The sequence below is a fragment of the Kitasatospora sp. NPDC022856 genome (assembly GCF_055561235.1).
The window spans coordinates 143,791-167,937 of sequence record NZ_JBVHHE010000006.1 but is presented as its reverse complement, the minus strand read 5'-3'; the positions used below and the strand labels follow the sequence as shown (position 1 = coordinate 167,937).

The window sequence follows — 24,147 nt, the reverse complement described above, 5'->3', positions numbered from 1 at the left end:
CGCTGCGCTCGCTCATACGCCCACCCCGCCGCACTCGACAGCCGCCTCACGAGACGCGCCGCCCCCGATGATTCGCTCGCTGCGCTCGCTCACACGCCCACCCCGCCGCACTCGACAGCCGCCTCACGAGACGCGCCGCCCCCGATGATTCGCTCGCTGCGCTCGCTCATGTGATTCCTCCCCCGGGCGGCGTCCCGTGGTCCGGGCGGTCGCCTAAGTCGCTGGCTGAGTGGTCGTCGTCGCCGAAGGGAGCGGGGCCCGGCCCGTCCCGGCCGCGTCCCTGGCGGAAGGCGTCGCGCAGATTGGGCCGCGGTGGCGCCGGTTCGTCGGGCTCGGTCCTGGTCCGGCCCTCGAACGCGTACTTGGCCTTCATCGCGGCCCGCGGCAGCGCGTCGTCGAACTCCTCCAGACTGCCCAGCCCGGGGGTCCCGCCGACGGCGCCGAGGAAGCTCGGCCGGGCCGACCGGTGGGTGATCCGCAGTATCTGGTCGCTGAGTTCGCCCATCTCCCGGTGCCGCTCCACGCAGTCCGGGTCGTCCTGGTTCCACGGCTCCAGGACGCTCACCCAGGTGGAGTCCGAGCGGTCGAAGCGGCGGACCAGCTCGCGCCGCCGCTCGTCCTGGAGCGCCCAGCGGTCCAGCAGCAGCAGGCCGGGGGCGCTGGGTTCACTGCCCGCGATGATCGCCTCGGCCTCGTCGTCGAACTCGTGCACGGTGGCCTGGAACCCCAGCTGCCGGGCGAGGCGGACGGCGTGCTCGGCGAGCGGGCGGGTGGCGGCGGGCCGGTAGGGGTGCCAGTCGGTCCGCTTGGCGCCGTAGTAGTCGGGGTTGCGGTCGCCCGGCAGCTCGCCCCGGTGGTAGGAGAGCACGGAGATCCGCAGCTGCTTGGTGGGCGCGGTGACGTCGAACGCGCTGGGCAGGGAGTTGAAGTCCAGCCGGCGCCCGACCGGGATCACCGTCTCCTCCGCCACCTCCACGATCCGCCGGGCCAGCCGGTGCACGGCGAGCTCGTAGGCGGAGCGGAAGTAGGTGAGCTTCATCAGCGCGTAGAGGCCCTCGGTGGCGTAGTCCGGCCCGAAACTGGTGTGGTTGAACTGGAGTTCGCTCGCCACCCGGGGCAGCCGGTAGCGGCTCATCGGCGCCCAGAGCACCGGGACGATCCCGCTGGTCCGCTCCGAGTCGAGGTTCGCCGGGTACACGGGGCGGCGGGTGAAGGAGTGCCACTCCTGGCCGCACGGCACGCTGTTGAAGTAGCGCGGCGAGTACAGCGGCACGAAGACCCGGCAGGTGGCCAGTTCCTCGGAGAGCCGCTCGGCCCACAACTCCCCCTGGTGCATGGACTCGTCCATGAAACCGACCGGGACTCCCGCCGGCACCGTGGTGAGCTGGAGCACCGCCTCGCAGAGGTCCCGGTACAGCTGCCGCACCCAGTGGTTGGGATCCCCCGCACCGCGTGCCCCCGATCTCGGGGTGTGGGCGTAACTGAGGAAGAAGTACGGCCGGGCGGCGTCCTCGTCCCAGCCATGGTCGTTCACACGCGCCTCCCCCTGGCCCGCCGGCAACCTCTTTACCGCGAGTCCCCGTACGCGGGGCTTCAGTGTAGGAACGACCACGGGACTAATGGAATAGCACCTCGCCCCGCACGAATTGACATGACCGAAACGAACCGGGTGCGACGGCGGGCCGGCCCCGGGGCGGCGCCGCGGCGCGCCCGGCGGTCGGTGCCCGGCGGTCGGCGCCGCCGCTCAGGCGCGGGTGCGGCGGAGGATCCGCTCGGCGAGGTCGACGGCCTCGCGGACCGGGACGAGCCGGCACGGCGCGCCGCCGATCTCCCCCGCGGTCACGCCCTCGGCCTCGCGGAGGACCTGTGCGCCCAGCGCGCCGAAGTGGAGGTCGTCGAGCTCGGGGGCCTTGAAGGAGATCCAGCCCTCCGCACCACGGCAGCGGTACTCGCGCAGCGGGACGTCGGGCATCCGCAGGTCCGCCAGGTGGAAGGCGGTGAAGCTGGCCATCGGGACGCCCAGCATCAGCACCCGCGCGTCGAGGTCGTAGAGCCGGCCGAGGGGGGAGTCCGGGCCGAGGTGGCAGTCGTTCGGGTGCCGTTCGGTGATCCGCCGGGCGTACCGGCCGATGGCGGCCCAGGAGGTCTGGGGGTGGTGGCTGCGGTGGGCGTCCCGGTGGGTGCGGATCGCCTCCGACAGGGCTCCCATGGTCGGGGAGCAGGGAGTGGTGGCCGGGTCGAAGGGCGGCATCAGGGCGCGGTAGGCGGCGACCTCGGCGGGCGAGAGGCCGGCGGTGGCGGTGGCGTGGATGCGGGAGGTGGCCGAGTTCTCGGGGGTGGCCGTGTACCCGACCAGGGTGCCGCGGTCGCCGACCGCCGCCAGCAGCGCCGCCACCACCGCCGCGGCCCCGCCCGCCACCGGGCCGAGCGACCGCAGCGACGCCTGGACGTGCACGACCGTGCCGGGGCGGACCCCGAGGGCCGTGACGTGCTCGGTCAGCCGGGCCTCGGTGAGGGCACGGAGTTCGGTGAGGATGACGGCTCCCCGGGGGTGAGGGCGGCGGACGGTGGACGCGGGTGGGGGAGGCTCAGCCGCCGGCCATCGCGCGCTCCTCCCGGGCCAGCCTGGCCGCCCGCTCGGCGGCGTCGGGCAGCGCCACCGCGAGCCAGGGGGCGACCGCCACCCGCATGCCGTCCGCGAAGCGCAGGCCGAGCGCGGTCAGCGAGCCGGACCCGGCCAGCCGTTCGACCGCCTCCGCGGTGTACTGCCGCCAGAGCGCGAACTGCAGCCGCGCCCGGTCGGCGGCCTCACCCGGCAGGCCGTCGTACGCGAGCGTGCGGGTGCCCCAGTACTCGGTGACGGCCAGATGGGCGTAGGTGCCCTGGAAGAGGCCTTCGAGCGGTCTCGGGTCGGGCCGCCAGGGGGCGAGGTACAGCGTGTCGTCGTTCCGGTCGTACAGGTCCAGCAGGTCCAGCACCGCGCCGAGCTTCACGTGCTGGAACTCGTGCGCGAGCAGCAGGGCGAGGGTCGGTGCGGTGGCGGGCCGGGCGATGCCGACCACCCCGAACGCCTGCCGGGCGGCCGAACTGACGTCCCGCCCGGCCGGGCCCGGGCGCAGCGGGGTGATCGCCGTCAGCCCCACCCGGATGCCGTCCGCGTACCCCGGCAGGTCGTGCCCGAGCAGCTCCCAGGCCTCGCGCAGCGCACCGGTCCAGTGGAGCAGTTCGCCGTCCGGCAGCCGCTCCGCCACGGCGTGGTCGTGGCTGTCGCGCAGCGGGTCGACGTCCTCCAGTGCGACGGTCCACCCCCCGGCCAGCCGGATCCGCCGCAGCGGCTCGTCCAGGGCCGTGCGCACCGACCCGTCGGCCGCCCGGACGGTGAACCCGTCGGCCCGGCCGGTGACGACCGCCTCCCCGTCGGGGAGGGCGATCCGCCCGAGCGTCGGCAGGTGCAGCCACCCGCCGCGCACCGGTACGGCGACGGCGTCGCCCCGCCCGGCCCGCACCGCCGCGGCGGCGGCCAGGCCCGCCAGCGGGCCCAGCCCGGTCCCCAGGTCGCCGGCCAGCTGCCGGGCGGCCCAGGCGCGGGCGTACGGGTGGGCGAGCACGGTGTCGACGGCGGCCGGAGCGGCGGCGTCCAGCTCGGACAGCAGCGCCCACGCCTCCGGACGCCCCTGGCCCGAGGCGTCCCAGGCGGCGGCCAGCATCGCCCGGGTGAGGGCGAGCTGGGAGCGGCCCAGCGCGCGCACGGTGTCCGCGCCGCCGTATCCGCGGGCGAGTTCGTCGAGCTGCGCCGGGGCGAGCGCCGCCGGCACGACCGGTGCGGCGACCTGGGCCGGCAGGGCGACCGGCCCGCTCCGCGCCGTGATGCCGTTGATGAGCGTCATGAGGTCCCCGCAGTAGACGGAGGGGTTGTCGAAGCCGCCGCCACCATCGTGGCCCCGATAGCGGTGGGCGTACAGGCCGCCTCCGCAGGTGCGCACGACGGGACAGCCGCGGCAGGTGGCGGCGAGCCCGGCCAGGCCGGACTGGCGGGCGACGATGCCGGGGTGCCGGGCGACGTCGTCGAGGCTGTGCGCGAACACGTCGAAGCCGGTCGCGGGGGCGCCGTCGAACGCGGTCTTGAGGCTGTCGACCTGCTCGAAGGTGCCGTCGGTCTCCAGCACGACCAGGTCGGACGGCTCCAGGCCGAGCGACTCGGTGAGGCTGGTGAACCCGCGCAGCGTCCGGTGCACCGACTCGAAGGTGCGGACGGCGAACCGCCGCCCGTCGGCCTCCCAGTGGTCGTGCACGGCGAGCAGCCAGTCCGCGTACGGGTGCTCGCCGCAGCCGGCCGGGCGTTTCGGCGGATCGTCCCAGGTGGCGTGCGGCAGCAGGAAGTCGACCGCGGGGGGCTGGAGTTCGGCCAGCGCGCGGTACACGGCCACCGGGTCGTTCTCGACGTCGATGGTGCAGAGCAGTCCGGCGAAGAGGTGCTGGAACTCCGGTTCGCGCAGCAGTGCCACGGCCCGCAGCACCTGGGGGTGGCTGCTGCGCCCGTCGGCGAACCGGCGGTGCCGGTCGTTGGCGGCCCGGTCGCCGTCCAGCGAGATGCCCACCCCGACGCCCAACTCGGCGAACAGGGAGCAGAATTCGCGGTCCAGCAGGACGCCGTTGGTGTGGATGCGCAGGTCGAGGGCGCACCCGGGCGGGAGCGCCGCCCGGAGCGCCTCGGCCACCCCGCGCAGCCGGTCCGGGCCGGCGAGCAGGGGTTCTCCCCCGTGCAGGACGACCCGGACGCCGGGCAGCCGGTGCGCGGCCGCGTGCGCGCCGATCCGTTCGGCGGCCTTGGCCAGGACCTCGTCGCCGATGACCTTCGGCCGGGTGCGCCAACTGGTGTCCGCGTGCTCGTAGACATAGCAGTGGTCGCAGGCGAGGTCGCAGCGGCTGTGCACCTTGACCACGAATTGCGAGAAAGGCAGCGGAATTCGCTTCATCGTAGATCTGGTGAATTCGGGCCCGGTCGGACGGAAATCCGGTCCGGCATTCCCGGACCGGTCAGATCGAGGAATTGAAGGCGGCGACCGCGACGCGACCGGCTTCCGCACCGGGCAGGGCGCGCTGCAGTCGGGCGGCGAGCTCCTCCGCGCCGAGGGCGGCGAGTGCGGCGAGCGAGGGGCCTCGGTCCAGGTCCTGGGGGTCCGTCAGCTCGGTGCCTGGCCTGGTGCTGATTACCGGTGTCATATTCGTTCCTTAGGCGCGGTTAGGACCTGCCGGGGGTGGGTAAGCCACCCGATTGCGACCAATGTAGTGCCAGCGCGACGTCCGCGCGGCACCTTGCGGTCTCAAGTTGGTCTCCACGCCCGGTCGACGCCCTGTGGCGGCGCCCGGAGCCTCAAGAATTCACCCGTCCGGCGGTCGCGCACTTCGCCGTGGCGCGCGCCGAAGCGTTCCCTCGGCCCTTGCGGCGACTCGGCGGGCCCGGTTCCTGACCGCCCCCGTCCACCGGCGCGCCCGGCGGGTCGCCCGCGGCCCGGGCCCCGGCAAGCCCCGGCGCGGCCCACGCGGGGCACGGTTCCCGGGGAGCCCCGCGACGGGCCGACCGAATGCCTGAGCCTCCGTCAATGACTTTTCTCCCGTTCCTTCTTACGGAAATCATCACTACCGCGCGGCAGGCCGGTGGCCGCCGTGACGCGGGGCGGCCAGCACGCTATCGAGGACCGTCCAATTCGCGTACGGTGCGCACGAGTTCCTCGGTGAACTCGCGGCCGTGCCCGGTGAGCTCCGCGCTGTCCAGCAGGGTGGCGCCCGCGGTCAGGGCGTGGCCGCGCCACCGGGTGAACTCCCCGGCGGCGCGGCGCGTGTCCCCCGCGCCGGCGGCCAGCTCGGCGCACCAGAAGTCCACCACCCCGAGGTGCGCGTAGGTGCCCTGCAGCAGGGCACCGACCGGGCGCGGGTCGGGGCGCCAGGGAGCGTGGTGGACGGCGGCGCCGTTGGGGTGGTGCAGCGGCACGAGGTCGAGCAGCGCGCCGAGTTGGAGGTGCAGGAACTCGTGCGCCAGGGCGAGCGCGAGCAGCACCGGATCCCCCGGTCGCGAGGCCGCCACCGCGCCGAACGCCCGGCGGGCGGCGGCGCTGACCGCCTCGCCGCCCGGGGCCGGGCGCAGCGGGACGATCGTGGTGACGCAGGCCGCGACGGCCTCCGCGTACGGCCGGTGGCGGCGCACCAGGACCTGCCAGGCGAGGTCAAGTTCGGTGCGCCAGTGGGCGAGTTCCCGCTCGTCGAGCGGCCCGGCCGGCGGCCGGCCGTAGTCCACCCGGCGCGGCCCGGCGTGGTCGATCGCCGGTGTCCACCGCAGCCCGTCGCACTCCAGCCGGAGCGGCTCGCCCGGCGCGGCCCGGAGGAACTCCGCCAGCCCGTCCAGGCGGACGGTCTCACCCGCCGCGCGGGCGCGCAGCCGGTCGGCCGCCCAGGCGTCCAGCTCCGGTCGCAACAGCACCTCCTCCCACCGCGCCCGGTCGGCCCGTTGCGACGCCCGGAGCTCGGCGTAGGCCGCCTGGTAGGCGGTGTCCTCGGGCGCCGCCCGCCGCAGGGCCAGGAGCAGCAGCGCGCGTTTGCTCAGCTGCCCGGCGCGCAGCAGCCGGACGGCCTCCGGCCCGCCGCGCGCGGCCGCGATCGCCCGGAAGGTCGCCCGGTCCACCCCGTGCCGGGGCAGTCCGTCCGTCGTCCGCCCACCCGTACCCGCCACCGGTCATCCTCCTCGCGTCGCAGCGGCCGTGTCCGCCCGCAGCCTCCCCGCGATGTGGCGGATCAGCCGGTCCAGGTCCGCGCAGTACACGGACGGGTGAGCGAAGCCGCCCCCGGCGTCCGGCCCGGGGTAGCGGTGCGCGTACAGGCCGCCTCCGCACACGCGGGCCAGCGGGCAGGCCGCGCAGACCGGCCCGAGCCCGTCGAGGCCGCGCTGGCGGCCCCGGAACGCCGGGTGGGCGGCGGCCTCGCCGAAGCCGTGCCGGAAGACGTCCAGCCCCGTCCCGGCGGCGCCGTCGGCCACCACCTTGAGGCTGTCGGCCTGTTCGATCGTGCCGTCCGTCTCGACCACCACGAGGTCCACGGGGGCCAGCCCGACCGCCTCGCTGGCCGCGCGGCCGCCGAGCAGCAGCACCGCCAGCTCCTCGAAGAGCCGTACCCCGGTCTCCCGCCGCGGGGCGCCGTACCAGCGGTCGAAGGCGGCGATCAGCCACTCCCCGTACGGCGCCGCGTCCTCGCCCGAGGGCGGGCGGGTCGGCAGCGACCGCCGCACCCCGGCCGGCTGGGCCGCCCAGGTCCCGTGCGGCAGCAGCAGGTCGACGCGCGGCGGCGCGAACTCCAGCAGCGCCTCGTAGGTGGCGACCGGATCGGCGGCGAGGTCCACCACGCAGAGCAGCCCGGCGAACAGTTCCCGGTGCCGGTCCGAACCCAGCAGCCGCAGCGCCCCGGCCGTCCGCTCCCAGCTGCCGCCGCCGGACGGCAGCCGCCGGTGCCGGTCGTGGTCGGGGGCGGCGCCGTCCAGCGACACCCCGACGGCGACCCGGTGCCGGTGCAGCACCTCCAGCAGCGCCGGCTCGTCCAGCAGCCGCAGTCCGTTGGTCTGCAGGCTGAACCGCACCCTCGGCGCGACACCGGCCAACTCCGCCAGCAGCGCGTCCAGATGGCCGGCCCCGACGAGCAGCGGCTCACCGCCGTGCAGGATCACCCCGACCTCGTCGAGCCCGCACCCCGCCGCGTGCTCGGCGATCCGCCGGGCCACCCGGCGGACCGTCGCCAGCTCCATCCGGCGCGGCCGCCGGCGCCAACTCTGGTCCGCCGCCTCGTACATGTAGCAGTAGTCGCAGGCCAGGTTGCACCGGCTGTGGACCTTGAGCAGGAACTGGCGGAACGGCACCATGCCCGCGAGCCTAGCCCGCCGCGGACCGGCCGCCGCCGTGGAGTTCACACCGACGGCGGCTCGATGTCGGAGTCCAGCCGCAGCCCCGCCTTGACCGCCACCGTGGTCGGATGCTCCTCGCCGAGCGTCTGCCGGGCCCGGCGGATGCAGTCGCCGCGCAGCTGGGCCGCGCGCTCGCCCTCCCCCGCCGCGGCCAGCGACAGCGCCAGGTTGGAGTTGACCCCGATCGAGTCGTAGTGGTCCGGCCCGAGGGTCTCGGCCATCAGCGGCGCCGCCTGCTCCTCGAAGGCCAGCGCGGCCGCCGGCTCCCCGGACAGGACGAGGTCGTTGGCGTGGTTCATCATCGCGATCGGTATGTACAGGTGCTGGTCGCCGAGGACGGCCCGGAACTGCGCCAGGGTGCGCCCGGACAGCTCCCGCGCCTCCGCCGTCCGGCCGGCCAGCCGCAGGTAGACGGAGAGGTTGTTGGCACCGGCCAGCGTGACCGGGTGGTCCTCGCCCAGGTAGTCCCGGTAGCGGGCGAGGGCGCGCTCGGCGAGCTGGATGGCCCGGTCGGTGTCGCCGAGCGCGCTGAGGTCGCTGGCCAGGTTGGTGGCGGCCGCCAGGGTGTCGGGGTGCTCGGCGCCGTTGATGTCCAGGTAGCGCTGGTAGATGTCCTCGTCGATCTCCAGCGCCTCGTTGTACCGGCCGGCCCGGCGCAGCGCCACGGCGAGGTTCTTGCGGGCGCGCAGGGTGTCGGTGTGGCCGTCGCCGATGGTCTGCTGGTAGATCCGGACGGTCTCCTCCAGCAGGTCCAGGGCCTCCCGCAGCCGCCCGGTCTCGCGCAGGTCGCGGGCGTAGTTGGAGGCGGAGGACAGCGCGTAGAGGCTGTGCGCCCCGAGCGCGTCGCGCTGCTGGAGGTAGTTGCTGCGGTGGCGCTCCAGGGCGGCCCGGCGGTCGCCGGCGAGGTAGTCGGAGACCGCCAGGTTGTTGGTGATCATGAGGGTGCGCGGGTGGTCCGGGCCGAGGGTTCGGCGGGCCGCGTCCAGGGTCCTGCGGTCGCGCGCCCTGGCCTCCTCGTACCGGCCGAGGAACCGCAGGTCGGCGCCGAGGCTGTTGGCGACGGCGAGGGTGTGCGAGTGCTCGGGGCCGAGCGTGGCGGTGAAGCGGTCCAGGATGTCCTGGTCCATCGCGTACGCCTCGTGCAGGGCGCCCTGGGAGCGGCGGATGTTGCTGAGCTGGGTGCGCAGCATGAGGGTCTGGGCGTCGTTCTCGGCGTCGAAGCCGGCGCCGCCGTAGTCCTCCTGGCGCCAGATCTCCAGGGTGCGCTCGGCGAGGTCGCGGCCGGACTCGTGCAGGCTGCGCTTCCACTGGTAGCGGACCGAGTCGATGATCCACTGCCGGACGTCCTCGTCACCGCTGCCGGCCGCGCCGGAGGGCCACAGGTGCGGCAGGAGTTCGGCGTACTGCGGCCAGTTCGCGGGGATGTCCGGGTCACCGGGGTTCGCGGTGGCGAGGGCGGCGTGCACCACCGCCCGCAGCCCGGTCCGCTGATCCTCGTCGACCTGGTCGCGCAGGACGGCCTGGACCAGCCGGTGCACGGTGATGGTCTCGCTGCCCTGGTCGGTGCGGGCCAGGCCGAACCGGTTGATGGCGCGCAGGAACTCGCCGATCGCCAGCTTGTCGCGGGGCGCGCGCGGCGGCAGCCGCAGCGCGTGGGTGACGGCCCGGCTGTAGAGCAGCCGCATCGGGATGGCGTCGGGCCCGAAGAACGCGCAGATCTCCAGGATCTGGGCGGCGGGGGCGTTCATCCGGCGCAGCTCCTCGACCGAGATCCGCCAGGTGGCGGCGGCCGAGTGCGGGTACTCGGCGGTGCGCAGCCGGGTGCGCTCCAGCATCTCGGTGAGCTCTTCGTCGAGCAGTTCCAGGTAGGTGGCGATCGGCATCGAGGTCTCCTGCAGCCAGACCGCGGCCTGGCCGACGGCGAGCGGCAGGTCGCCGAGCCGGTGCGCGACCTGGTCGGCGTCGTCCGGGGCGAGGCCGCCGTTGAAGCGGCGCAGCAGCCGGACGCTCTCCTCCCGGGTGAAGACGTCGACCTCGACCAGGCCGGCGTGCTTGGACCAGCCCTGGTTGCGCGAGGTGATCAGCACGTGCCCGCCGGAGGAGCCGGCCGGCAGCCAGGGCGCCAGCTCCTCGGGGGTGCCGGCGTTGTCGTAGACCAGCAGCCAGCGGCGGTACGGCTCGCCGCGGCGCAGCGCGTCCAGCACCGCGACGGCGGTGTGGGCGACGTCGTCGCTGCTCTGCACGCCGATCCGGGGGGCGAGTTCGGCGAGCTTCTGCGGGATGTTGGCGGGCTCCTCGGCGGGCACCCACCAGATCACGTCGTAGGCGGCCTTGAAGCGGTGCGCGTACTCGGCGGCGATCTGCGACTTGCCGGCGCCGCCGAAGCCGTAGAGCACCTGGCTGAGCACCGCGCCGGGGCCTCCGGTGAAGCGGTTGCGGAGCAGCTCCAGCAGCCGGCCGCGCCCGGTGAAGGAGGCGTTGCGCGAGGGCGCCTCCTGGATCTTGGGCGCGGTGCCGGGGAAGCGCGAGGGGGCGGCGTGCTCCCCGCTGTCCCCGTCCGGCCGGCTGCTGCTGCCCGGCGGCGGCCCGAGCTCGCTGTACAGCTGGGACTCGGCGAGCACGGCCGAGGAGCGGACCAGGTCGGGGACGGCCGGGCCGACGAACGGGCGGGGCACCGGCTCGTCCGAGTCCTGCAGCCGCAGCGCCACCAGGGCCGGCGAGCCGGAGCTCAGTTCGCGCCCGCTGAGGAGCTGCCAGGCCTCGGCCGCGCGGGGCAGCGCGGTGTACTCGGGCGAGAGCAGCGCGAGCAGCCGGCCCTGGCCGTCCAGCGGCCCGGCGGCCTCCGGCGGACGGCCGCCGGGGTAGGGCTCGGCGGCGTTGTGCAGGGAGGTCTGGTAGCCGAAGCCGGTGAGGGTGGCGGCGGCCCACTCGGCCCACATCCGGTCCTCGGGGGCGTAGCTGACGAAGACCTGGCGGGGCATGGTGCGGGTGGAGCGCAGGTAGGCGCCGTACAGCCGGCGGCGGGCGTCCCCGGTGAGCGGGCGCAGCGTGCGGACCCGGCCGTCGGTGATCCACCCGGCCAGCCGTTCGAAGGCGTTGAGCAGGCTGCGCGCCTCCTGCGGCCGGTCGGCGACGGTGGCGGGCACCTCCTCGTAGGCGTAGAAGGGCTTGTACGGGACTTCGACGTCGCTCCAGTAGGCGGCCCGCCGCTCGGCCCCCAGCCAGCGGCCGAGGTAGGGCGCGAACGCCTCGCGGGCGTAGTCCCGGCCCGCTTCGAGCCGCTCCTGCTCGGCGTCCTCGACCCGCATCGGCACCGGCAGGACGCGGATGGCCCGCTCCTCGGCCTCGGCGATGGTGCGGGCCGCGTCCACGCCGCCGCGGATGTTCTGCGCGCTGAAGGTGAAGCAGTCGACGACGGAGTCGGGCATCAGGACGGTGCAGATGCCCGAGGTGTCGCTGACCCCGGTGCGGCTGTCGATCAGCACGTAGTCGTAGGCCCGGGCCCAGCGGTCGCGCAGTTCGCGCAGGAACTCGCCGCCCCGGATGTCCCGGCCGTGGTAGAAACTGCGCCAGTTGAAACTGGTGACGGCGGCGGGGTAGGCGGCGTTCTGCCGCCCGGCCGGCAGGAAGTCGAGGCGGCCGCCGGGCGGCAGGTCGAGCGCCAGGCCGCAGATGTAGCCGCCCAGCCGGCCCGGTTCGTCCAGCCAGTCGGCGGGGGCGAGCCCGCCCGGACCGGCGGCGGTGGGCAGCGCCTGCTTGACGTACGCCCGCAGCAGGTCGATCAGGCCGTCGGTGGCGTGCAGTTCGGGGTCGACCAGCAGCGGGTGGTAGTAGCGGTGCAGGCCGGGCGCCTCCAGGTCCCAGTCGACCACCAGGACGCGCAGGCCGCGGCTGGCCAGGATCCAGCCGACGTTGGCCAGGGCCATGGTCCGGCCGGTGCCGCCCTTGAACGAGTAGAAGGTGACGACCGACCCCGGTCCGGTCCGCTCCGGGTCAGTTCCGGGCTCAGTGAACATCGTCCTGTTCCCTCCTCGACGGCACCGCCGCGCCGTCCGGGCTGCGGCGCGGTCCTGGCGGCCCGGCCGGAATGGCCAGCCCGGGCATCGCCGGGGCGGCGTCCTCGCCGTCGGGGCCGAAGCCGAAGGCGGCGCCGTCGACATCGTCCCCCCAATCGAAGTTGTCGTCCATGAGCTTGTTCTGAGCGACCGTCACCATGATGGTGAGGTCCGTGTCAAAGCTCTCCCGGCCCACCGCGACGCGGAACAAGTGCTCCAGGTCGCTCCGGCGCAACCAGTTGCGCCGGAACACGCTGCGCACGCCGGTCCACAGCGCGTCGCGCTCCGGGCCGGCCGGCGGGTCGTCCGTACCGGCCGGCACCATCACGCCGGTGACCGGGTGGTTCTGGTCGTCGTACTCGCGCAGCGCCGGCCGGTAGACCTCGCCGCCGGCCATCCACGGGTCCACCAGCAGCACGCTGACCTGGTTGTCCTCCCGGGCCCGGTCGAGCTTCTCGCCGAGGCCGGGCCCGACCTCCTCCAGGGTGGTGGTGTGCCCGGCGGAGGTGATCACCTGCTGGGCGCGGACCGCCAGCGACGGCTGCGTCGGCGGGTGGTAGGGCGCCCACTGCCACGGCTTGGCCCCGTACCAGCCGCCGCGGGACGAGCCGCCCGCCTCGGCGGCGGCGGCGTCGGAGGAGCGGCCGGCGGCGATGAACAGCCGGACCATCCCGGCGGTGGGCGCGGGCCGCATCGACGGCACCACCGGGAAGTAGCCGCGGACGGCGCCGAGGTCGAACTCGGGCAGCTCGCCCAGCCGCCGGGCGGCCGCGTCCCGGATCCGCTCGGCGACCACCCGGACCACCCGCCGGTAGTCGGGGCCGAGCGGGTCGGTGCGCAGCAGGTCGCGCAGGCCCGAACGGGCGTAGGCGTCGCCCATGCCCTGCTGGACGAACTGGATCTTCCGCACCTCGTCCGGCAGCTCCCCCGGCAGGGTCTCCCAGAGCACCGGGATCAGGGCCGGGACGACCTCGCCGGCCAGCTCCTCGTGCCGGCGGACCCGCCCGCGGAACGCCGTCCACTCCTTGCCGCAGTAGAGGCTGGCGAAGTAGGCCGGGGAGTAGAGCGCGACCATGGCCCGGCAGCGGGCCAGCATCTGGGCGAGCTGCTGCTCCCAGTTGTCGCCCAGGCGCAGCCGCTCGGTGTCGCGGTAGGCGAGCTCCTCGGCGCCGGCGGCGGGCTCGATCCGGCCGAGCTCGTCCCGCAGGTCGTTGAAGAACTGGTCGACGAAGGCGTCCCCGGCCTCGTAGTCCCGCCGGGCGTAACTGAAGAAGAAGTACGGCCGCACTGATCCCCCCGGGCCCGACGGTGCCGCGACTGCGCTGCTGTCCTCCCCAGCATGTCGCGAACTCCGCGGTCGCGCCCGGGAGTCGGCGAAGCTCGTGGCTCCGGGACTACAGGGACGACTGGAAGGCCGCGACCGGCTCCGCGCCGGGGGCCAGGACGTCCGCGACCACCCGGCGCAGCAGGTCGCCGAGGACGGTGTCGGGCAGGGCGTCGATCTCGTCCAGCGGCAGGGCGGTGACGTCGACCAGGTCAGAGCCGAGTCCAACGGCGGTTCCCGCACCGGTGACGCCCATCAGTCCCTCACTCGATCTGCTCGGCCCAGCGGGCTGGTGGCCCCGGGGAGTCGACCCGGTCCGCGACGCGCATCCTACACCCGCGCATGACGGGCCATCAGCTGTGCTGCGCCGCCGCGCCAGGCCCTTTCCCGGCCGGGGCGGGGTCGACGACACCCGGCGCGGCGGCCACGACGGCGGCGTCGGCCGCCCCCCCGGCGGTCAGGGGCAGAGCCGCTCGACCCGCCAGCCGGTCGGCGCCGACGGGTCGGCGAGGAAGCGGAGCCGGTCGTGCAGCCGGTTCTCCCGGCCCTGCCAGAACTCCACGCTCTCCGGGACCACCCGGTACCCGCCCCAGAACGGCGGGACCGGCACCCCCTCGCCCTCCGGGTAGCGGCGCTCCAGCTCCGCGTACCGCTGCTCCAGCACCTCGCGGCTGCCGACCGGGCTGGACTGCTCGCTGGCCCAGGCGCCGAGCTGGGAGCCGTGCGGTCGGGTGCGGAAGTAGGCGGCGGTCTCGTCCCGGCCGACCTTCTCCACCCGGCCCTGCACGATCACCTGGCGGGCCAGCGCCACCCAGGGGAAGAGCAGGGCCGCCTGCGGGTTGACGGCCAGCTCGGTGCCCTTGCGGGAGCCGTAGTTGGTGAAGAACACGAAGCCGCGCCGGTCGAAGCCCTTCAGCAGCACCGTGCGCGAGCTCGGCCGCCCCCCGGCGTCGGCGGTGGAGAGCACCATCGCGTTGGGTTCCACCACGCCGGCGTCGTCCGCCTCGTGGAACCAGCGGGTGAACTGGGTGACCGGGTCGGCCGCGAGCTGCCCCTCGACCAGGCCCTCGTGGGTGTAGTGCTTGCGCATCACGGTGAGGTCCGGCCCGGGCCGGGCCTCCTCGGCCAGGATCCGGGAGGCGGGGCTCGGGGGCGTCGACTGGGCGCGTTCCGGGGTCTGCACGTCAACATCATCCCGTACGACAAGCAACCGGCACCGCTACCTCCGGACAAACCCCCGTGGGAGATAAGGTGTCTCGCCACCGCTCGGCCGTCCGAGCTACAGGCAATTGTCCGGAAACCGATGATTGATTCCGGAGAATCGCCGGGCGCGACCGGCCCTCAGGTGAAGGTCGAGCGGTCCTGCGGGAAACATCACCACCGTGGTGTATGGCGCAATGCACCCCGTGCCTGTCAGGCTGGCACCGAGTGCCAAACACCATTCGGTCACTGGCGTACCGCCCCACCACGGCGGCCCGCCGATCACAGAGCTGAAGGAGCCGTCGCATGTCCGACTTCGTACCCGGGCTTGAGGGAGTCGTCGCTTTCGAGAGCGAGATCGCCGAACCCGACCGTGAAGGCGGCGCCCTGCGGTACCGCGGAGTCGACATCGACGACCTGGTCGGCCACGTCTCCTTCGGCCACGTCTGGGGCCTGCTGGTGGACGGCAAGTTCAACCCCGGCCTGCCGGCCGCCGAGCCCTTCCCGATCCCGGTCCACTCCGGCGACATCCGGGTGGACGTGCAGTCCGCCCTCGCCATGCTCGCCCCGGTCTGGGGCCTCAAGCCGCTGCTCGACATCTCCGCCGAGCAGGCCCGTGACGACCTCGCCCGGGCGGCCGTGATGGCCCTCTCGTACGTGGCGCAGTCCGCCCGCGGCCAGGGCCTGCCGATGGTCCCGCAGAGCGAGATCGACAAGGCCGAGACGGTCGTCGAGCGCTTCATGATCCGCTGGCGCGGCGAGCCGGACCCGAAGCACGTCAAGGCCATCGACGCCTACTGGACGTCCGCCGCCGAGCACGGGATGAACGCCTCCACCTTCACCGCCCGCGTCATCGCCTCCACCGGTGCCGACGTCGCGGCCGCGCTCTCCGGCGCCGTCGGCGCGATGTCCGGCCCGCTGCACGGCGGCGCGCCGTCCCGGGTGCTCGGCATGATCGAGGAGATCGAGCGCACCGGCGACGCCAAGGCCTGGGTGAAGAACGCGCTGGACAAGGGCGAGCGCCTGATGGGCTTCGGCCACCGCGTCTACCGCGCCGAGGACCCGCGCGCCCGCGTGCTGCGCCGCACCGCCAAGGAGCTCGGCGCGCCGCGCTTCGAGGTCGCCGAGGCGCTGGAGAAGGCCGCGCTGGAGGAGCTGCACAACCGCCGCCCCGACCGCGTGCTGGCCACCAACGTCGAGTTCTGGGCCGCCATCATGCTGGACTTCGCCGAGGTCCCGGCGCACATGTTCACCTCGATGTTCACCTGTGCGCGCACCGCCGGCTGGTCGGCGCACATCCTGGAGCAGAAGCGCACGGGCCGGCTCGTCCGCCCCGCCGCGCGCTACATCGGCCCCGCCCCGCGCAGCCCGCGCGACATCGAGGGCTTCGAGGCCATCGCGCACTGAGAAACCGCTGGTGAGCAGCGGGTCCGACGCTCCGTCGGACCCGCTGTTTCCGCAGCTCGCAGCCGTGAAGATCGCATCTCAGCGGGCGGACTGCCGTAACACTTCCGCAATCGCGGCCGGTAGGCTGCCGCCCGTGGCTCAGATCCAGATCCCCGCTGACATCAAGCCCGCAGACGGCCGTTTCGGCTGCGGCCCGTCCAAGGTGCGCCCCGAGGCCCTGAGTGCCCTCGCCGCCACCGAGACCTCCCTGCTCGGCACCTCGCACCGCCAGGCCCCGGTGAAGAACCTGGTCAAGCGCGTGCGCGAGGGCGTGAGCAGCCTCTTCTCCCTCCCCGAGGGGTACGAGGTGGTTCTCGGCAACGGTGGCTCCACCGCCTTCTGGGACATCGCGGCCTTCGGCCTGGTGCGGGAGAAGTCCCAGCACCTCGACTTCGGCGAGTTCTCCTCCAAGTTCGCCTCCTCGGTCAAGGCGGCGCCCTGGCTGGGCGAGCCGACCGTGATCAAGACCGCCCCGGGCACCCACCCGCTGCCGGTCGCCGAGGCGGGCGTGGACGTCTACGCGCTCACCCACAACGAGACCTCCACCGGTGTCGCGATGCCGATCGGGCGCCCGGCCGGGGCGGACGAGGGCTCGCTGGTCCTGGTGGACGCCACCTCGGGCGCCGGCGGCCTGCCGGTCGACATCACCGAGACCGATGTCTACTACTTCGCGCCGCAGAAGTCCTTCGCCGCCGAGGGCGGCCTCTGGCTGGCGACGTTCTCCCCGGCCGCCCTGGAGCGCGCCGCCGAGATCGCCGGCTCCGGCCGCTACATCCCGCCGTTCTTCGACCTGCCGACGGCCATCGACAACTCGTCGAAGGACCAGACGTACAACACCCCGGCGATCTCCACCCTGTTCCTGCTGGCCGACCAGCTGGACTGGCTGAACGGCAACGGCGGCCTGGACTGGGCGGTCGCCCGGACGGCCGACTCCTCCTCCCGGCTGTACGGCTGGGCCGAGAAGTCGTCGTTCGCCACCCCGTTCGTGGCGAACCCGGCGGAGCGCTCCCAGGTGGTCGGCACGATCGACTTCGACGACGCGGTGGACGCCTCCGCCGTCGCCAAGGCACTGCGTGCCAACGGCATCGTCGACACCGAGCCGTACCGCAAGCTCGGCCGCAACCAGCTGCGCGTCGCGATGTTCCCGGCCATCGAGCCGGCGGACGTCGAGGCGCTCACCGCCTGCATCGACTACGTGGTCGAGCAGCTCTGAGCACCGGCACGGTCGCACGGCCCTGAGCGGGCCGGCACACGCGTGAGGGCCACCGCCTGCGGGCGGTGGCCCTTCCGTTTGTTCGCGCTACCTGTTGACGAGCGAGCTGATCAGGACGACCACCAGCAGCAGCACCAGGGCGCCGGTCACGATACGCATGCGAGTCTTGGGATCCACGGTCATCGAGCGTACCCGCGACCCGTCGGCGGTCAGACCCCGAGGTTGGATCCGCCGGTGGCGTCCAGATTCTGCCCGGTGATCCAGCGGGCGTCGTCGGAGGCCAGGAAGGCCACGATGTCCGCCACGTCGGCCGCCTCACCGACCCGGTCGAAGGCCGAGTGGCCGGCCGCCCCGGCCCGGGCCGCCGGGTCGGCCAGCCAGGGGTTGATGTCGGTGTCGACGATGCCCGGCAGCACCGCGTTGACGGTGATCCCGCGCGGCCCGAGCTCCTCGGCGAGCGTCAGTGTGAGGGTGTTCAGCGCCCCCTTGGTCATCGCGTAGGAGACGGCCGACGGGAACGCGACCCGGGTGACCCCGGACGAGACGTTGACGATCCGGCCGCCGTCCCGCAGCCGGCCCAGGCCATGCTGGACGATGAAGAACGGCGCCTTGGCGTTCACCGCGAACACCCGGTCGAAGTCCGCTTCGGCGACCTCGTGGATCCGCCCGTTCTGACCGATCCCGGCGTTGTTCACCAGGATGTCCAGGCCCTCGCCGCCGCCGTGCGCGGCGAGCCCCGCGTCGAAGGCCGCCCAGAGCGCCCGCGCGTCACCGGGCACCCCCAGTTCGGTGCCGATCGCGAAGGCCCGGCCGCCGGCCCGCTCGATCACCCCGACGACCCGCGCCGCCGCCTCGGCGTCACGGCCGTAGTGGACGGCGACCAGCGCCCCGTCGCGTCCCAACCGCTCGGCTATGCCTCGCCCGATCCCCCGGCTGCCGCCCGTCACCAGAGCCGTCCTGCCCGCAAGCGTGCCCATGGCCACGCCCCCTATTTCTGTAGCGGTCGCTAATGAAATGAACCGTACCAGAGCTTCTGTAGTGTTCGATATAGAATGGCAGGCATGGCCCCCGACCCAGCCACCCCAGCCGCCGCAGCCGCCGTCCCGCCCTCCGACGCGGGCACCGGCACAGCTCGGCGCGGACGCCCCCGCTCCTTCGACCGCGAGGCCGCCCTGGAGCAGGCCCTTCGGCTGTTCTGGGAGCGCGGCTGGGAGGCGACCTCGGTCGCCGACCTCACCTCCGCCATGGGCATCCGCCCGCCGAGCCTGTACGCGGCCTTCGGCGACAAGCGCGCGCTCTTCGCGGAGGTCGTCGCCCGCTACCGGGAGAGCCACGGCGCCTACTCGACCCGCGCGCTCGCCGAGGAGCCCACCGCCCGGGCCGGCATCGCCCGGATGCTCCATGAGGCCGCCGCCGAGGCCACCGACCCGGAGCACCCCTGGGGCTGCCTGCTGATCAGCTCGGCCGTGAACTGCACGTCCCCCGAGGTCGAACAGGCGCTCCGGGAGATCCGCAACGCCAACGTCCGCGCGCTGGAGTCACTGATCCGGGCGGACATCGCGGCCGGCCGCGAACCCGCCGGGGCTGACGCGGCGGCGCTGGCGCAGTTCACCGCCACCGTGCTCCAGGGGATGTCCCAGCGGGCCCGCGACGGCGCCGACCGGGCCGAGCTGGAGCGGGTCGCCGCCGACGCGATGCGGGTCTGGCCCTGAACGGGCCACCACGCACGCGCCGGCGGCCCGGCCCCCAGCGGGCCGCCACCCCCGGGCCCGCCTCAGCTCCAGCGGGCCAGCGGCCAGGAGGCGACCGTCTCGTAGTGCGCGAAGCCGCCGTCGAGCTCGCTCTTCACCAGGTGCAGCTCCGCGGCCTCCCACTCCGGCCCGCGGTACCCGCCGAGCGCCGACTCCAGCGCCTCCAGCTCGGCCACCGCCCCCCGCTGCGCCGCCCGCCGGTGCCCCCGGGAGGAGCCGGCCCGGGCGAGGGTGAGATGCGGGTGGAAGGTGAACGCGTCGACCTCACCGGCCACCTCCGCGGTGGCCTCGTGCACGGCCTCGGCGAGCCGCCGCAGCGCCCACGCCTGGCCCTCCACCCCGGCCCAGAGCACCCGGTCGCCGAACCGCCCGGCGCCCGCGAGCCGCAGCCGGTGCACCCCGTGCACCCCGGCCACCGCCGCCAGCCCGGCCTCCAGCTCCGGCAGCCGCTCCGCCGGCACCTCGCCGAGGAAGGCCAGGGTCAGGTGCCAGCCCTCGACGGCCGTCCAGCGCAGCCGGTCCGCCCCCGGCAGGGCCCGCACCGGGGCGACCGCGTCGGCGAGCCCCTGCAACGCCTCGACCGGCGGCAGCACCGCCACGAAGAGCCTCATGGACTCATCTTCCCCCGCCGCCCGGTTTGGGTTAGAACCTTTTCATGAAGATCCGTACCGGCGGCCGCGCCGACACCGCCGACATCCTCGCCCTGCTCGACGGCGCGGTGGCCTGGCTCGCCGAGCGGGGCCGCGCCGACCAGTGGGGCGACCGGCCCTGGAGCAGCGTCCCGGCCCTGATCGACCGCATCGACGGGTACACCGCCGAGCCGTTCCTGATCCGGCTCGCGACGGACGACGAGGGCCGCACCATCGGCTGCTGCGTGCTGTCCGAGCAGGCCAGCGCCTACGCCACCCCCGTGGACGAGCGCGAGCTGTACGTCCGCAACCTGGTCACCGACCGCTCCCTGAAGGGCTCCGGCATCGGCGCCGCGCTGATCGCCGACGCCCTCGACGAGGCCCGCCGGCGCGGTATCGGCCTGCTCCGGGTGGACTGCTTCGCGAGCGAGGACCGCCGTCTGGTCGAGCAGTACCGGGCGCTCGGCTTCACCGAGACCGAGGCCTTCGAGTCCGAGTACAAGGGCAGGCCCTGGCGGGGCCAGATCCTGGAGATCCGGCTCTGACCCCGCGCCCGGGGCGCACCACGCGGTGCGCTCCGGGGAGACGAGCCGTCAGCAGGCCGGTGCCAGCTCGGACTTGGTCGGGGCGACGGTGCGCGGAACGAAGGCGACCACCCGCCCGCCGCGACCCGGATGCAGATCGACCCGGACCTTCAGGTCCGCACTGCGGGCCAGCACCAGACCGACCGTGCCGGCCGCCAGCGCCGAGACCAACCCGCAGGCCAGCAGCCCGAGCCGGGGCCCGTACGAGGCCGTCACCCAGCCGACGACCGGCGCGCCGATCGGCGTGCCGCCGGTGAACACCAGGACCAGCAGGCCCATCACCCGGCCCCGCATGGCGGGGTCGGTGCCCAGCTGGAGCATCGAGTTGACCGAGGTGTTGAAGCTCAGCCCGAAGACCCCGATCAGGGTCAGCAGCAGCGCGAACGACCAGTAGTCGGGCGCGAAGGCGGCCAGCACCTCCAGCGCGCCGAAGGCCAGCGCGGCGGCGACCAGCCGGCGCAGCCGGGGCGCGCCACGCCGGGCCGCGAGCAGCGCGCCGGCCAGCGAACCGACCGCCATCGCGGTGTTCAGCAGGCCGTACTGCCCGGCGCCGACCTTGAAGGTGTCGTGGGCGAAACCGGAGAGCAGCGTCGGGAAGTTGAACCCGAAGGTGCCGATGAAGCCGGCCAGCACCATCGGCCAGAGCAGCTCGGGCCGCTCCTTGACGTACCGCAGCCCCTCCCTCAACTGCCCCTTCTCGCGGGCGATCGGCGCGGTGGGGCGCAGTTCGGACGACCGCATGGCGAGCAGCCCGCCGATCACGGCGGCAAAGGAGAGCGCGTTCACCGCGAAGGCCCAGCCACTGCCGACCGCGGCGATCAGCAGGCCCGCGACGGCGGGGCCGACCAGCCGGGCGGTCTGGAAGTTGGCGGCGTTCAGGCTGACCGCGTTGGCGAGGTCCTTGGGACCGACCATCTCGGAGACGAAGGCCTGCCGGGTCGGGTTGTCGACCACCGTGACGAGGCCGAGCAGCAGCGCGAACGCGTACACGTAGTAGGGCGTCACCACGCCGCCGACGGTCAGCACGGCCAGGCCCGCGGCGAGCAGGCCCATCGCGCCCTGGGTGTAGATCAGCAGCCGGCGCTTGGGCATCCGGTCGGCGAGCACGCCGCCGAAGAGGCCGAGCAGCAGCATCGGCAGGAACTGCATGGCGGTGGTGATGCCGACCGCGAGCGGGCTGCCGGTGAGGCTGAGGACCAGCCAGTCCTGGGCGATCCGCTGCATCCAGGTACCGGTGTTGGAGACCACCTGGCCGGCGAAGTAGTAACGGTAGTTGCGGACGCGCAGTGAGGAGAACATCCCTCCGGGCCGGGTGAAGCGGGCTCCGGTCGGGGATTCCTGAGCGGCGGGGGTGACCGCCGCGGTGCGTTCGTCGGGGTCGTCGTCGCCGTTGCCGGCCGGCCCCGTCGGGGCGGGTGCCTGGGCGTCGGCGGCCGCGGCGGTGGCCGCGGCGGGTTCGGTGGTCGGTTCGTCGGTGCGGATGGCGGCGCTGGCTGCGGCCGGCGGTGTCACGGTGCTCTCCCCTCGCGGCGCGACGACCCGGCAGGGGGTCGTCGCGCTCCTGGTTTCGGTGGTCGGTGCTGCGGTGATGCGGTTCTCCTTCGTCCTCCGGCGGCTGACCGGAACGGCTGGGCCCCGAGCGTGTCTTACAGGTGTGCGAGCTTGTAGAGCACCGGCGCGGCCGCCCGCAGGGCGGCCCACTCCTCCTCGTCGAGACCCTCGGCGAGTTCGGCGAGCCAGGCGTTGCGCCGGCGGCGGCTCTCCGCGAGGATCACCTCCGCCTGTTCGGTACTGCTGACGACCACCTGACGGCGGTCCTCCGGGTGCGGCTCCCGCCGCACCAGGCCCTTCTCCTCCAGCATCGCGACGATCCTGGTCATCGAGGGCGGCTGCACGTGCTCCTTCCGGGCGAGCTCACCCGGCGTGGCCTTCCCGCAGCGTGCGAGGGTGCCCAGCACCCCCATCTCGGTAGGGCTGAGCGACTCCTCGACCCGCTGGTGACGCAGGCGGCGGGAGAGGCGCATGGTGGACGACCGCAGCTGACTGACGGCTGCGAGGTCCTGCTCGGACATCTCGGGCATGTCCTTAGTCTATGTCATTACTCTCGCTAATGAAAATTGCTTCAGGCGCCGGCCCGCAGCCCTACGGCGGGGGCCCCGGCCCCGTGCGGCCGGGGCCGGGTGTCCACCGCGGCGAGGCCGTCCGGCATGCCCAGCACCAGCAGCGTCCCGGCCAGTGCCAGCGACCAGACCTCGGAGCCCGTCCGCACGTCCAGCACCCCGCCGGTGCCGAGGTCGCGCACCCGGACCAGCCCGTCGGACCAGGCCGCGGCCACCACCGGGCCGGCCGCGGTCGCCCCGGCGGCCACCGCCGTCACCGGGCAGCCGCGCCGGTCGGACGGCTCGGGCATCGGCGCCGAGCGCGGGCCCCAGAGCCGGACGGCGCCGTCGAAACCGCCGCTGACCAGCAGCGGGATCTCCGGATCGGACAGCGGTCCGCCCCCGAGCGCGGCGCCGGCCAGCGCGGTGACCGGCCCCTGGTGCAGCCGCTCGCTCACCACCGCGCCGTCCTGGTACCAGTGCACGGCGCCGGCCGCGTCGCCGAAGGCGGGCGCGGAGTCGGCCAGCCCGCCGATCGCGGCCACCGCGCTCAGACCGCCGCCCGGACCGCCGGCCACCGCGCGGACCGCGTCCAGCGCCGCCATCAGCCCGTATCCGTCCAGCCCCGGCCGCGGTTCGGCCGGCACCACCAGCTCCGCCCGGCCCCAGGCGTCGAGCAGCACCACGGAACCGCCGGCCGTCACGGCCAGCCCCCGCAGCGGGCGCGGGGACGGCACCACCACGGCACCGACCCGGCGGCCGGTGGCGACGTCGAAGGTCCGCACCGCGCCGGTCGGATCGGCCACCAGCACCTGCGACAGGTACGGCCCGACCCCGGCGGTGACCGCGACGGCCGGGCCCGGCCAGTCCCGGTCGGTGCCCTCCCAGCGCGCCCAGCGCCCGGACCACGGCGCGGGCAACTGCGCGAGGACGGCCGCGGCGGCCGCGGCGGCGGTGTCCGCGCCCAGCAGCCTGGTCCGCAGCACGGCGGCCCGGACGGCCGGGTCGGGCTCCTCGATCACGGCCGGACCGGCGGCGCGCCAGGCCCGGCCGAGCGCGTCGTCCCGCCGCTCGACGGCCGCCGTCACCGGGACGGGGCGGGCCAGCGCGTAGAGCAGCGGATCGGCGGTCAGCGGGCCGGGGTCGCCACCGGCCGCGGCCGCCGTCCAGAGCGCGGACAGCGCCTCCTCGCCGGCGGACCGCAGATCGGCACCGGCCGGCACCACCGGCGGAGCGGCCGGCGTCCCGAGGACCGGGCCGGGCAGCGGGTAAGCGCCCGCGTCGCCGCCCCGGGCCGCCGCCCACTGCGCGAACCGCTCCCGGTCCGTCCACTGCGGATCGCCGAGCTCCAGCACCGCCGGCGCGGGCACCGCGGTGAACGCCCCGGCCGCCGCGCCCCCGGTCGCCGCCTCGACCACCAGGCGCACCCCGGGCAGCCGGAGCAGCGGGTCGAGCAGCCCGGTCACCAGGCCGGCCGGGTCGTCGGCCCCGTCCAGCTCGGGGACGCAGATCAGGGTCGGGCGGTTGTCCGCCGCGATCGCCTCGATCAGCGGCCCCGGGGCGTGCGCCACCAGGTCGAGCTGGTGGCCCAGCGACCAGACGGCCGTCCGGAGGGTGGCCCCGGCGGCGGGCAGCACGGCGTGGATCCGCCGCTCGCCCGGCGCCTCGTCCGTCGTGCAGCCGCGGACCAGCCAGGCCAGCAGGTGCGACTTGCCGGCCCCGGGCGGCCCCGCCACCCGGCAGAGCCGCGGTGCCCGCATGTCGTCCAGCCAGCCGAGCAGTGCCAGTCCGGCCGCCCTGCGCCCCGCCCCCAGCGGCGGCATCCGTCGCCCGTCCCGCACCATTCCCGCTTCCCTCTCCTGGTTCCACCGCGGCCCGACCGCTCGGGCCTCCCCGCGCGG

Annotated in this window: 19 protein-coding genes; 4 read left to right on the top strand and 15 right to left on the bottom strand. The window is 74.7% G+C overall.

Translation table 11 applies throughout. The features are described from left to right. Positions 1-166: 166 nt before the first annotated feature. From ACZ34W_RS09725 to pdxH, 10 genes are all read right to left on the bottom strand, one after another. On the bottom strand, positions 167-1,534 hold the full coding sequence (locus ACZ34W_RS09725; RefSeq protein WP_359803791.1) for a TIR-like protein FxsC: 1,368 nt from the start codon (positions 1,532-1,534) through the stop codon (positions 167-169). Positions 1,535-1,744: 210 nt separating this feature from the next. Further along, positions 1,745-2,455, bottom strand: coding sequence for an AAC(3) family N-acetyltransferase (locus ACZ34W_RS09720; RefSeq protein WP_465602958.1), 711 nt, complete (start codon positions 2,453-2,455; stop codon positions 1,745-1,747). A gap of 133 nt (positions 2,456-2,588) precedes the next feature. After that, the gene (locus ACZ34W_RS09715; protein WP_465602956.1) at positions 2,589-4,976 is read right to left on the bottom strand and encodes an FxsB family cyclophane-forming radical SAM/SPASM peptide maturase; all 2,388 of its coding nucleotides are present in this window, start codon (positions 4,974-4,976) and stop codon (positions 2,589-2,591) included. A 61-nt stretch (positions 4,977-5,037) separates the two neighbouring features. Further along, positions 5,038-5,223, bottom strand: coding sequence for an FxSxx-COOH cyclophane-containing RiPP peptide (gene fxsA / locus ACZ34W_RS09710; protein WP_329489205.1), 186 nt, complete (start codon positions 5,221-5,223; stop codon positions 5,038-5,040). A gap of 466 nt (positions 5,224-5,689) precedes the next feature. Continuing rightward, a complete protein-coding gene (locus ACZ34W_RS09705; RefSeq protein WP_465602953.1) occupies positions 5,690-6,727 on the bottom strand; it encodes an aKG-HExxH-type peptide beta-hydroxylase in 1,038 nt (345 codons plus the stop codon). 3 nt (positions 6,728-6,730) lie between these two features. Then, the gene (locus tag ACZ34W_RS09700) at positions 6,731-7,903 is read right to left on the bottom strand and encodes an FxsB family cyclophane-forming radical SAM/SPASM peptide maturase (protein ID WP_465602951.1); all 1,173 of its coding nucleotides are present in this window, start codon (positions 7,901-7,903) and stop codon (positions 6,731-6,733) included. Positions 7,904-7,947: 44 nt separating this feature from the next. Next, positions 7,948-11,961 carry an FxSxx-COOH system tetratricopeptide repeat protein gene (gene fxsT, locus ACZ34W_RS09695; RefSeq protein WP_329489202.1) on the bottom strand — a complete coding sequence of 1,338 codons (4,014 nt, stop codon included), beginning with the start codon at positions 11,959-11,961 and terminating at the stop codon, positions 7,948-7,950. Continuing rightward, entirely contained in the window at positions 11,951-13,288 is a 1,338-nt protein-coding gene (locus tag ACZ34W_RS09690) for a TIR-like protein FxsC (protein ID WP_352291451.1), read from the bottom strand. Before ACZ34W_RS09690 ends, fxsT begins: the two co-directional genes overlap by 11 nt. A gap of 106 nt (positions 13,289-13,394) precedes the next feature. Further along, a complete protein-coding gene (fxsA, locus tag ACZ34W_RS09685; protein WP_329489200.1) occupies positions 13,395-13,580 on the bottom strand; it encodes an FxSxx-COOH cyclophane-containing RiPP peptide in 186 nt (61 codons plus the stop codon). Positions 13,581-13,781: 201 nt separating this feature from the next. After that, positions 13,782-14,414: a pyridoxamine 5'-phosphate oxidase gene (gene pdxH, locus ACZ34W_RS09680; RefSeq protein WP_329492207.1), complete on the bottom strand. Its 633-nt coding sequence runs from the start codon at positions 14,412-14,414 to the stop codon at positions 13,782-13,784. 416 nt (positions 14,415-14,830) lie between these two features. On the opposite strand from pdxH, the gene ACZ34W_RS09675 reads away from it, so the two are divergent. Continuing rightward, on the top strand, positions 14,831-15,931 hold the full coding sequence (locus ACZ34W_RS09675) for a citrate synthase 2 (protein WP_329489199.1): 1,101 nt from the start codon (positions 14,831-14,833) through the stop codon (positions 15,929-15,931). 133 nt (positions 15,932-16,064) lie between these two features. Beyond that, positions 16,065-17,183 (top strand): phosphoserine transaminase, encoded by a 1,119-nt coding sequence (gene serC, locus ACZ34W_RS09670; RefSeq protein WP_329489198.1) that lies wholly within the window; start codon positions 16,065-16,067, stop codon positions 17,181-17,183. 209 nt (positions 17,184-17,392) lie between these two features. Here the strand turns inward: serC and ACZ34W_RS09665 are convergent, their stop codons facing one another. After that, positions 17,393-18,160 carry an SDR family oxidoreductase gene (locus ACZ34W_RS09665; protein WP_329489197.1) on the bottom strand — a complete coding sequence of 256 codons (768 nt, stop codon included), beginning with the start codon at positions 18,158-18,160 and terminating at the stop codon, positions 17,393-17,395. A gap of 84 nt (positions 18,161-18,244) precedes the next feature. On the opposite strand from ACZ34W_RS09665, the gene ACZ34W_RS09660 reads away from it, so the two are divergent. Then, positions 18,245-18,895 (top strand): TetR/AcrR family transcriptional regulator, encoded by a 651-nt coding sequence (locus ACZ34W_RS09660; protein ID WP_359803798.1) that lies wholly within the window; start codon positions 18,245-18,247, stop codon positions 18,893-18,895. Between the two features lie 62 nt (positions 18,896-18,957). On the opposite strand, the gene thpR is transcribed toward ACZ34W_RS09660, so the two are convergent. Continuing rightward, positions 18,958-19,545, bottom strand: coding sequence for an RNA 2',3'-cyclic phosphodiesterase (thpR, locus tag ACZ34W_RS09655; RefSeq protein WP_465602946.1), 588 nt, complete (start codon positions 19,543-19,545; stop codon positions 18,958-18,960). A 44-nt stretch (positions 19,546-19,589) separates the two neighbouring features. On the opposite strand from thpR, the gene ACZ34W_RS09650 reads away from it, so the two are divergent. After that, complete coding sequence (locus ACZ34W_RS09650) at positions 19,590-20,108, top strand: GNAT family N-acetyltransferase (protein ID WP_465602944.1); 519 nt, start codon at positions 19,590-19,592, stop codon at positions 20,106-20,108. Between the two features lie 48 nt (positions 20,109-20,156). Here ACZ34W_RS09650 and ACZ34W_RS09645 read toward each other — a convergent pair whose 3' ends face one another. The 3 genes from ACZ34W_RS09645 to ACZ34W_RS09635 all read right to left on the bottom strand — a co-directional run bounded on the left by ACZ34W_RS09645 (position 20,157) and on the right by ACZ34W_RS09635 (position 24,090). Next, complete coding sequence (locus ACZ34W_RS09645) at positions 20,157-21,659, bottom strand: MFS transporter (protein WP_465602942.1); 1,503 nt, start codon at positions 21,657-21,659, stop codon at positions 20,157-20,159. Positions 21,660-21,793: 134 nt separating this feature from the next. Beyond that, positions 21,794-22,228, bottom strand: coding sequence for a MarR family winged helix-turn-helix transcriptional regulator (locus ACZ34W_RS09640; protein ID WP_329489192.1), 435 nt, complete (start codon positions 22,226-22,228; stop codon positions 21,794-21,796). Between the two features lie 41 nt (positions 22,229-22,269). Beyond that, entirely contained in the window at positions 22,270-24,090 is a 1,821-nt protein-coding gene (locus ACZ34W_RS09635; RefSeq protein ID WP_465602939.1) for a hypothetical protein, read from the bottom strand. Positions 24,091-24,147: the final 57 nt, after the last annotated feature.

Bases quoted from the DNA above. Each gene is read 5' to 3' on its own strand.
- ACZ34W_RS09715 (WP_465602956.1), bottom strand. From the start codon at position 4,976: ATGAAGCGAATTCCGCTGCCTTTCTCGCAATTCGTGGTCAAGGTGCAC.
- ACZ34W_RS09660 (WP_359803798.1), top strand. From the start codon at position 18,245: ATGGCCCCCGACCCAGCCACCCCAGCCGCCGCAGCCGCCGTCCCGCCC.
- fxsT (WP_329489202.1), bottom strand. From the start codon at position 11,961: ATGTTCACTGAGCCCGGAACTGACCCGGAGCGGACCGGACCGGGGTCG.
- ACZ34W_RS09635 (WP_465602939.1), bottom strand. From the start codon at position 24,090: ATGGTGCGGGACGGGCGACGGATGCCGCCGCTGGGGGCGGGGCGCAGG.
- fxsA (WP_329489205.1), bottom strand. From the start codon at position 5,223: ATGACACCGGTAATCAGCACCAGGCCAGGCACCGAGCTGACGGACCCC.
- ACZ34W_RS09640 (WP_329489192.1), bottom strand. From the start codon at position 22,228: ATGCCCGAGATGTCCGAGCAGGACCTCGCAGCCGTCAGTCAGCTGCGG.
- fxsA (WP_329489200.1), bottom strand. From the start codon at position 13,580: ATGGGCGTCACCGGTGCGGGAACCGCCGTTGGACTCGGCTCTGACCTG.
- ACZ34W_RS09665 (WP_329489197.1), bottom strand. From the start codon at position 18,160: ATGGGCACGCTTGCGGGCAGGACGGCTCTGGTGACGGGCGGCAGCCGG.
- ACZ34W_RS09675 (WP_329489199.1), top strand. From the start codon at position 14,831: ATGTCCGACTTCGTACCCGGGCTTGAGGGAGTCGTCGCTTTCGAGAGC.
- pdxH (WP_329492207.1), bottom strand. From the start codon at position 14,414: ATGCGCAAGCACTACACCCACGAGGGCCTGGTCGAGGGGCAGCTCGCG.
- thpR (WP_465602946.1), bottom strand. From the start codon at position 19,545: ATGAGGCTCTTCGTGGCGGTGCTGCCGCCGGTCGAGGCGTTGCAGGGG.
- ACZ34W_RS09650 (WP_465602944.1), top strand. From the start codon at position 19,590: ATGAAGATCCGTACCGGCGGCCGCGCCGACACCGCCGACATCCTCGCC.
- ACZ34W_RS09700 (WP_465602951.1), bottom strand. From the start codon at position 7,903: ATGGTGCCGTTCCGCCAGTTCCTGCTCAAGGTCCACAGCCGGTGCAAC.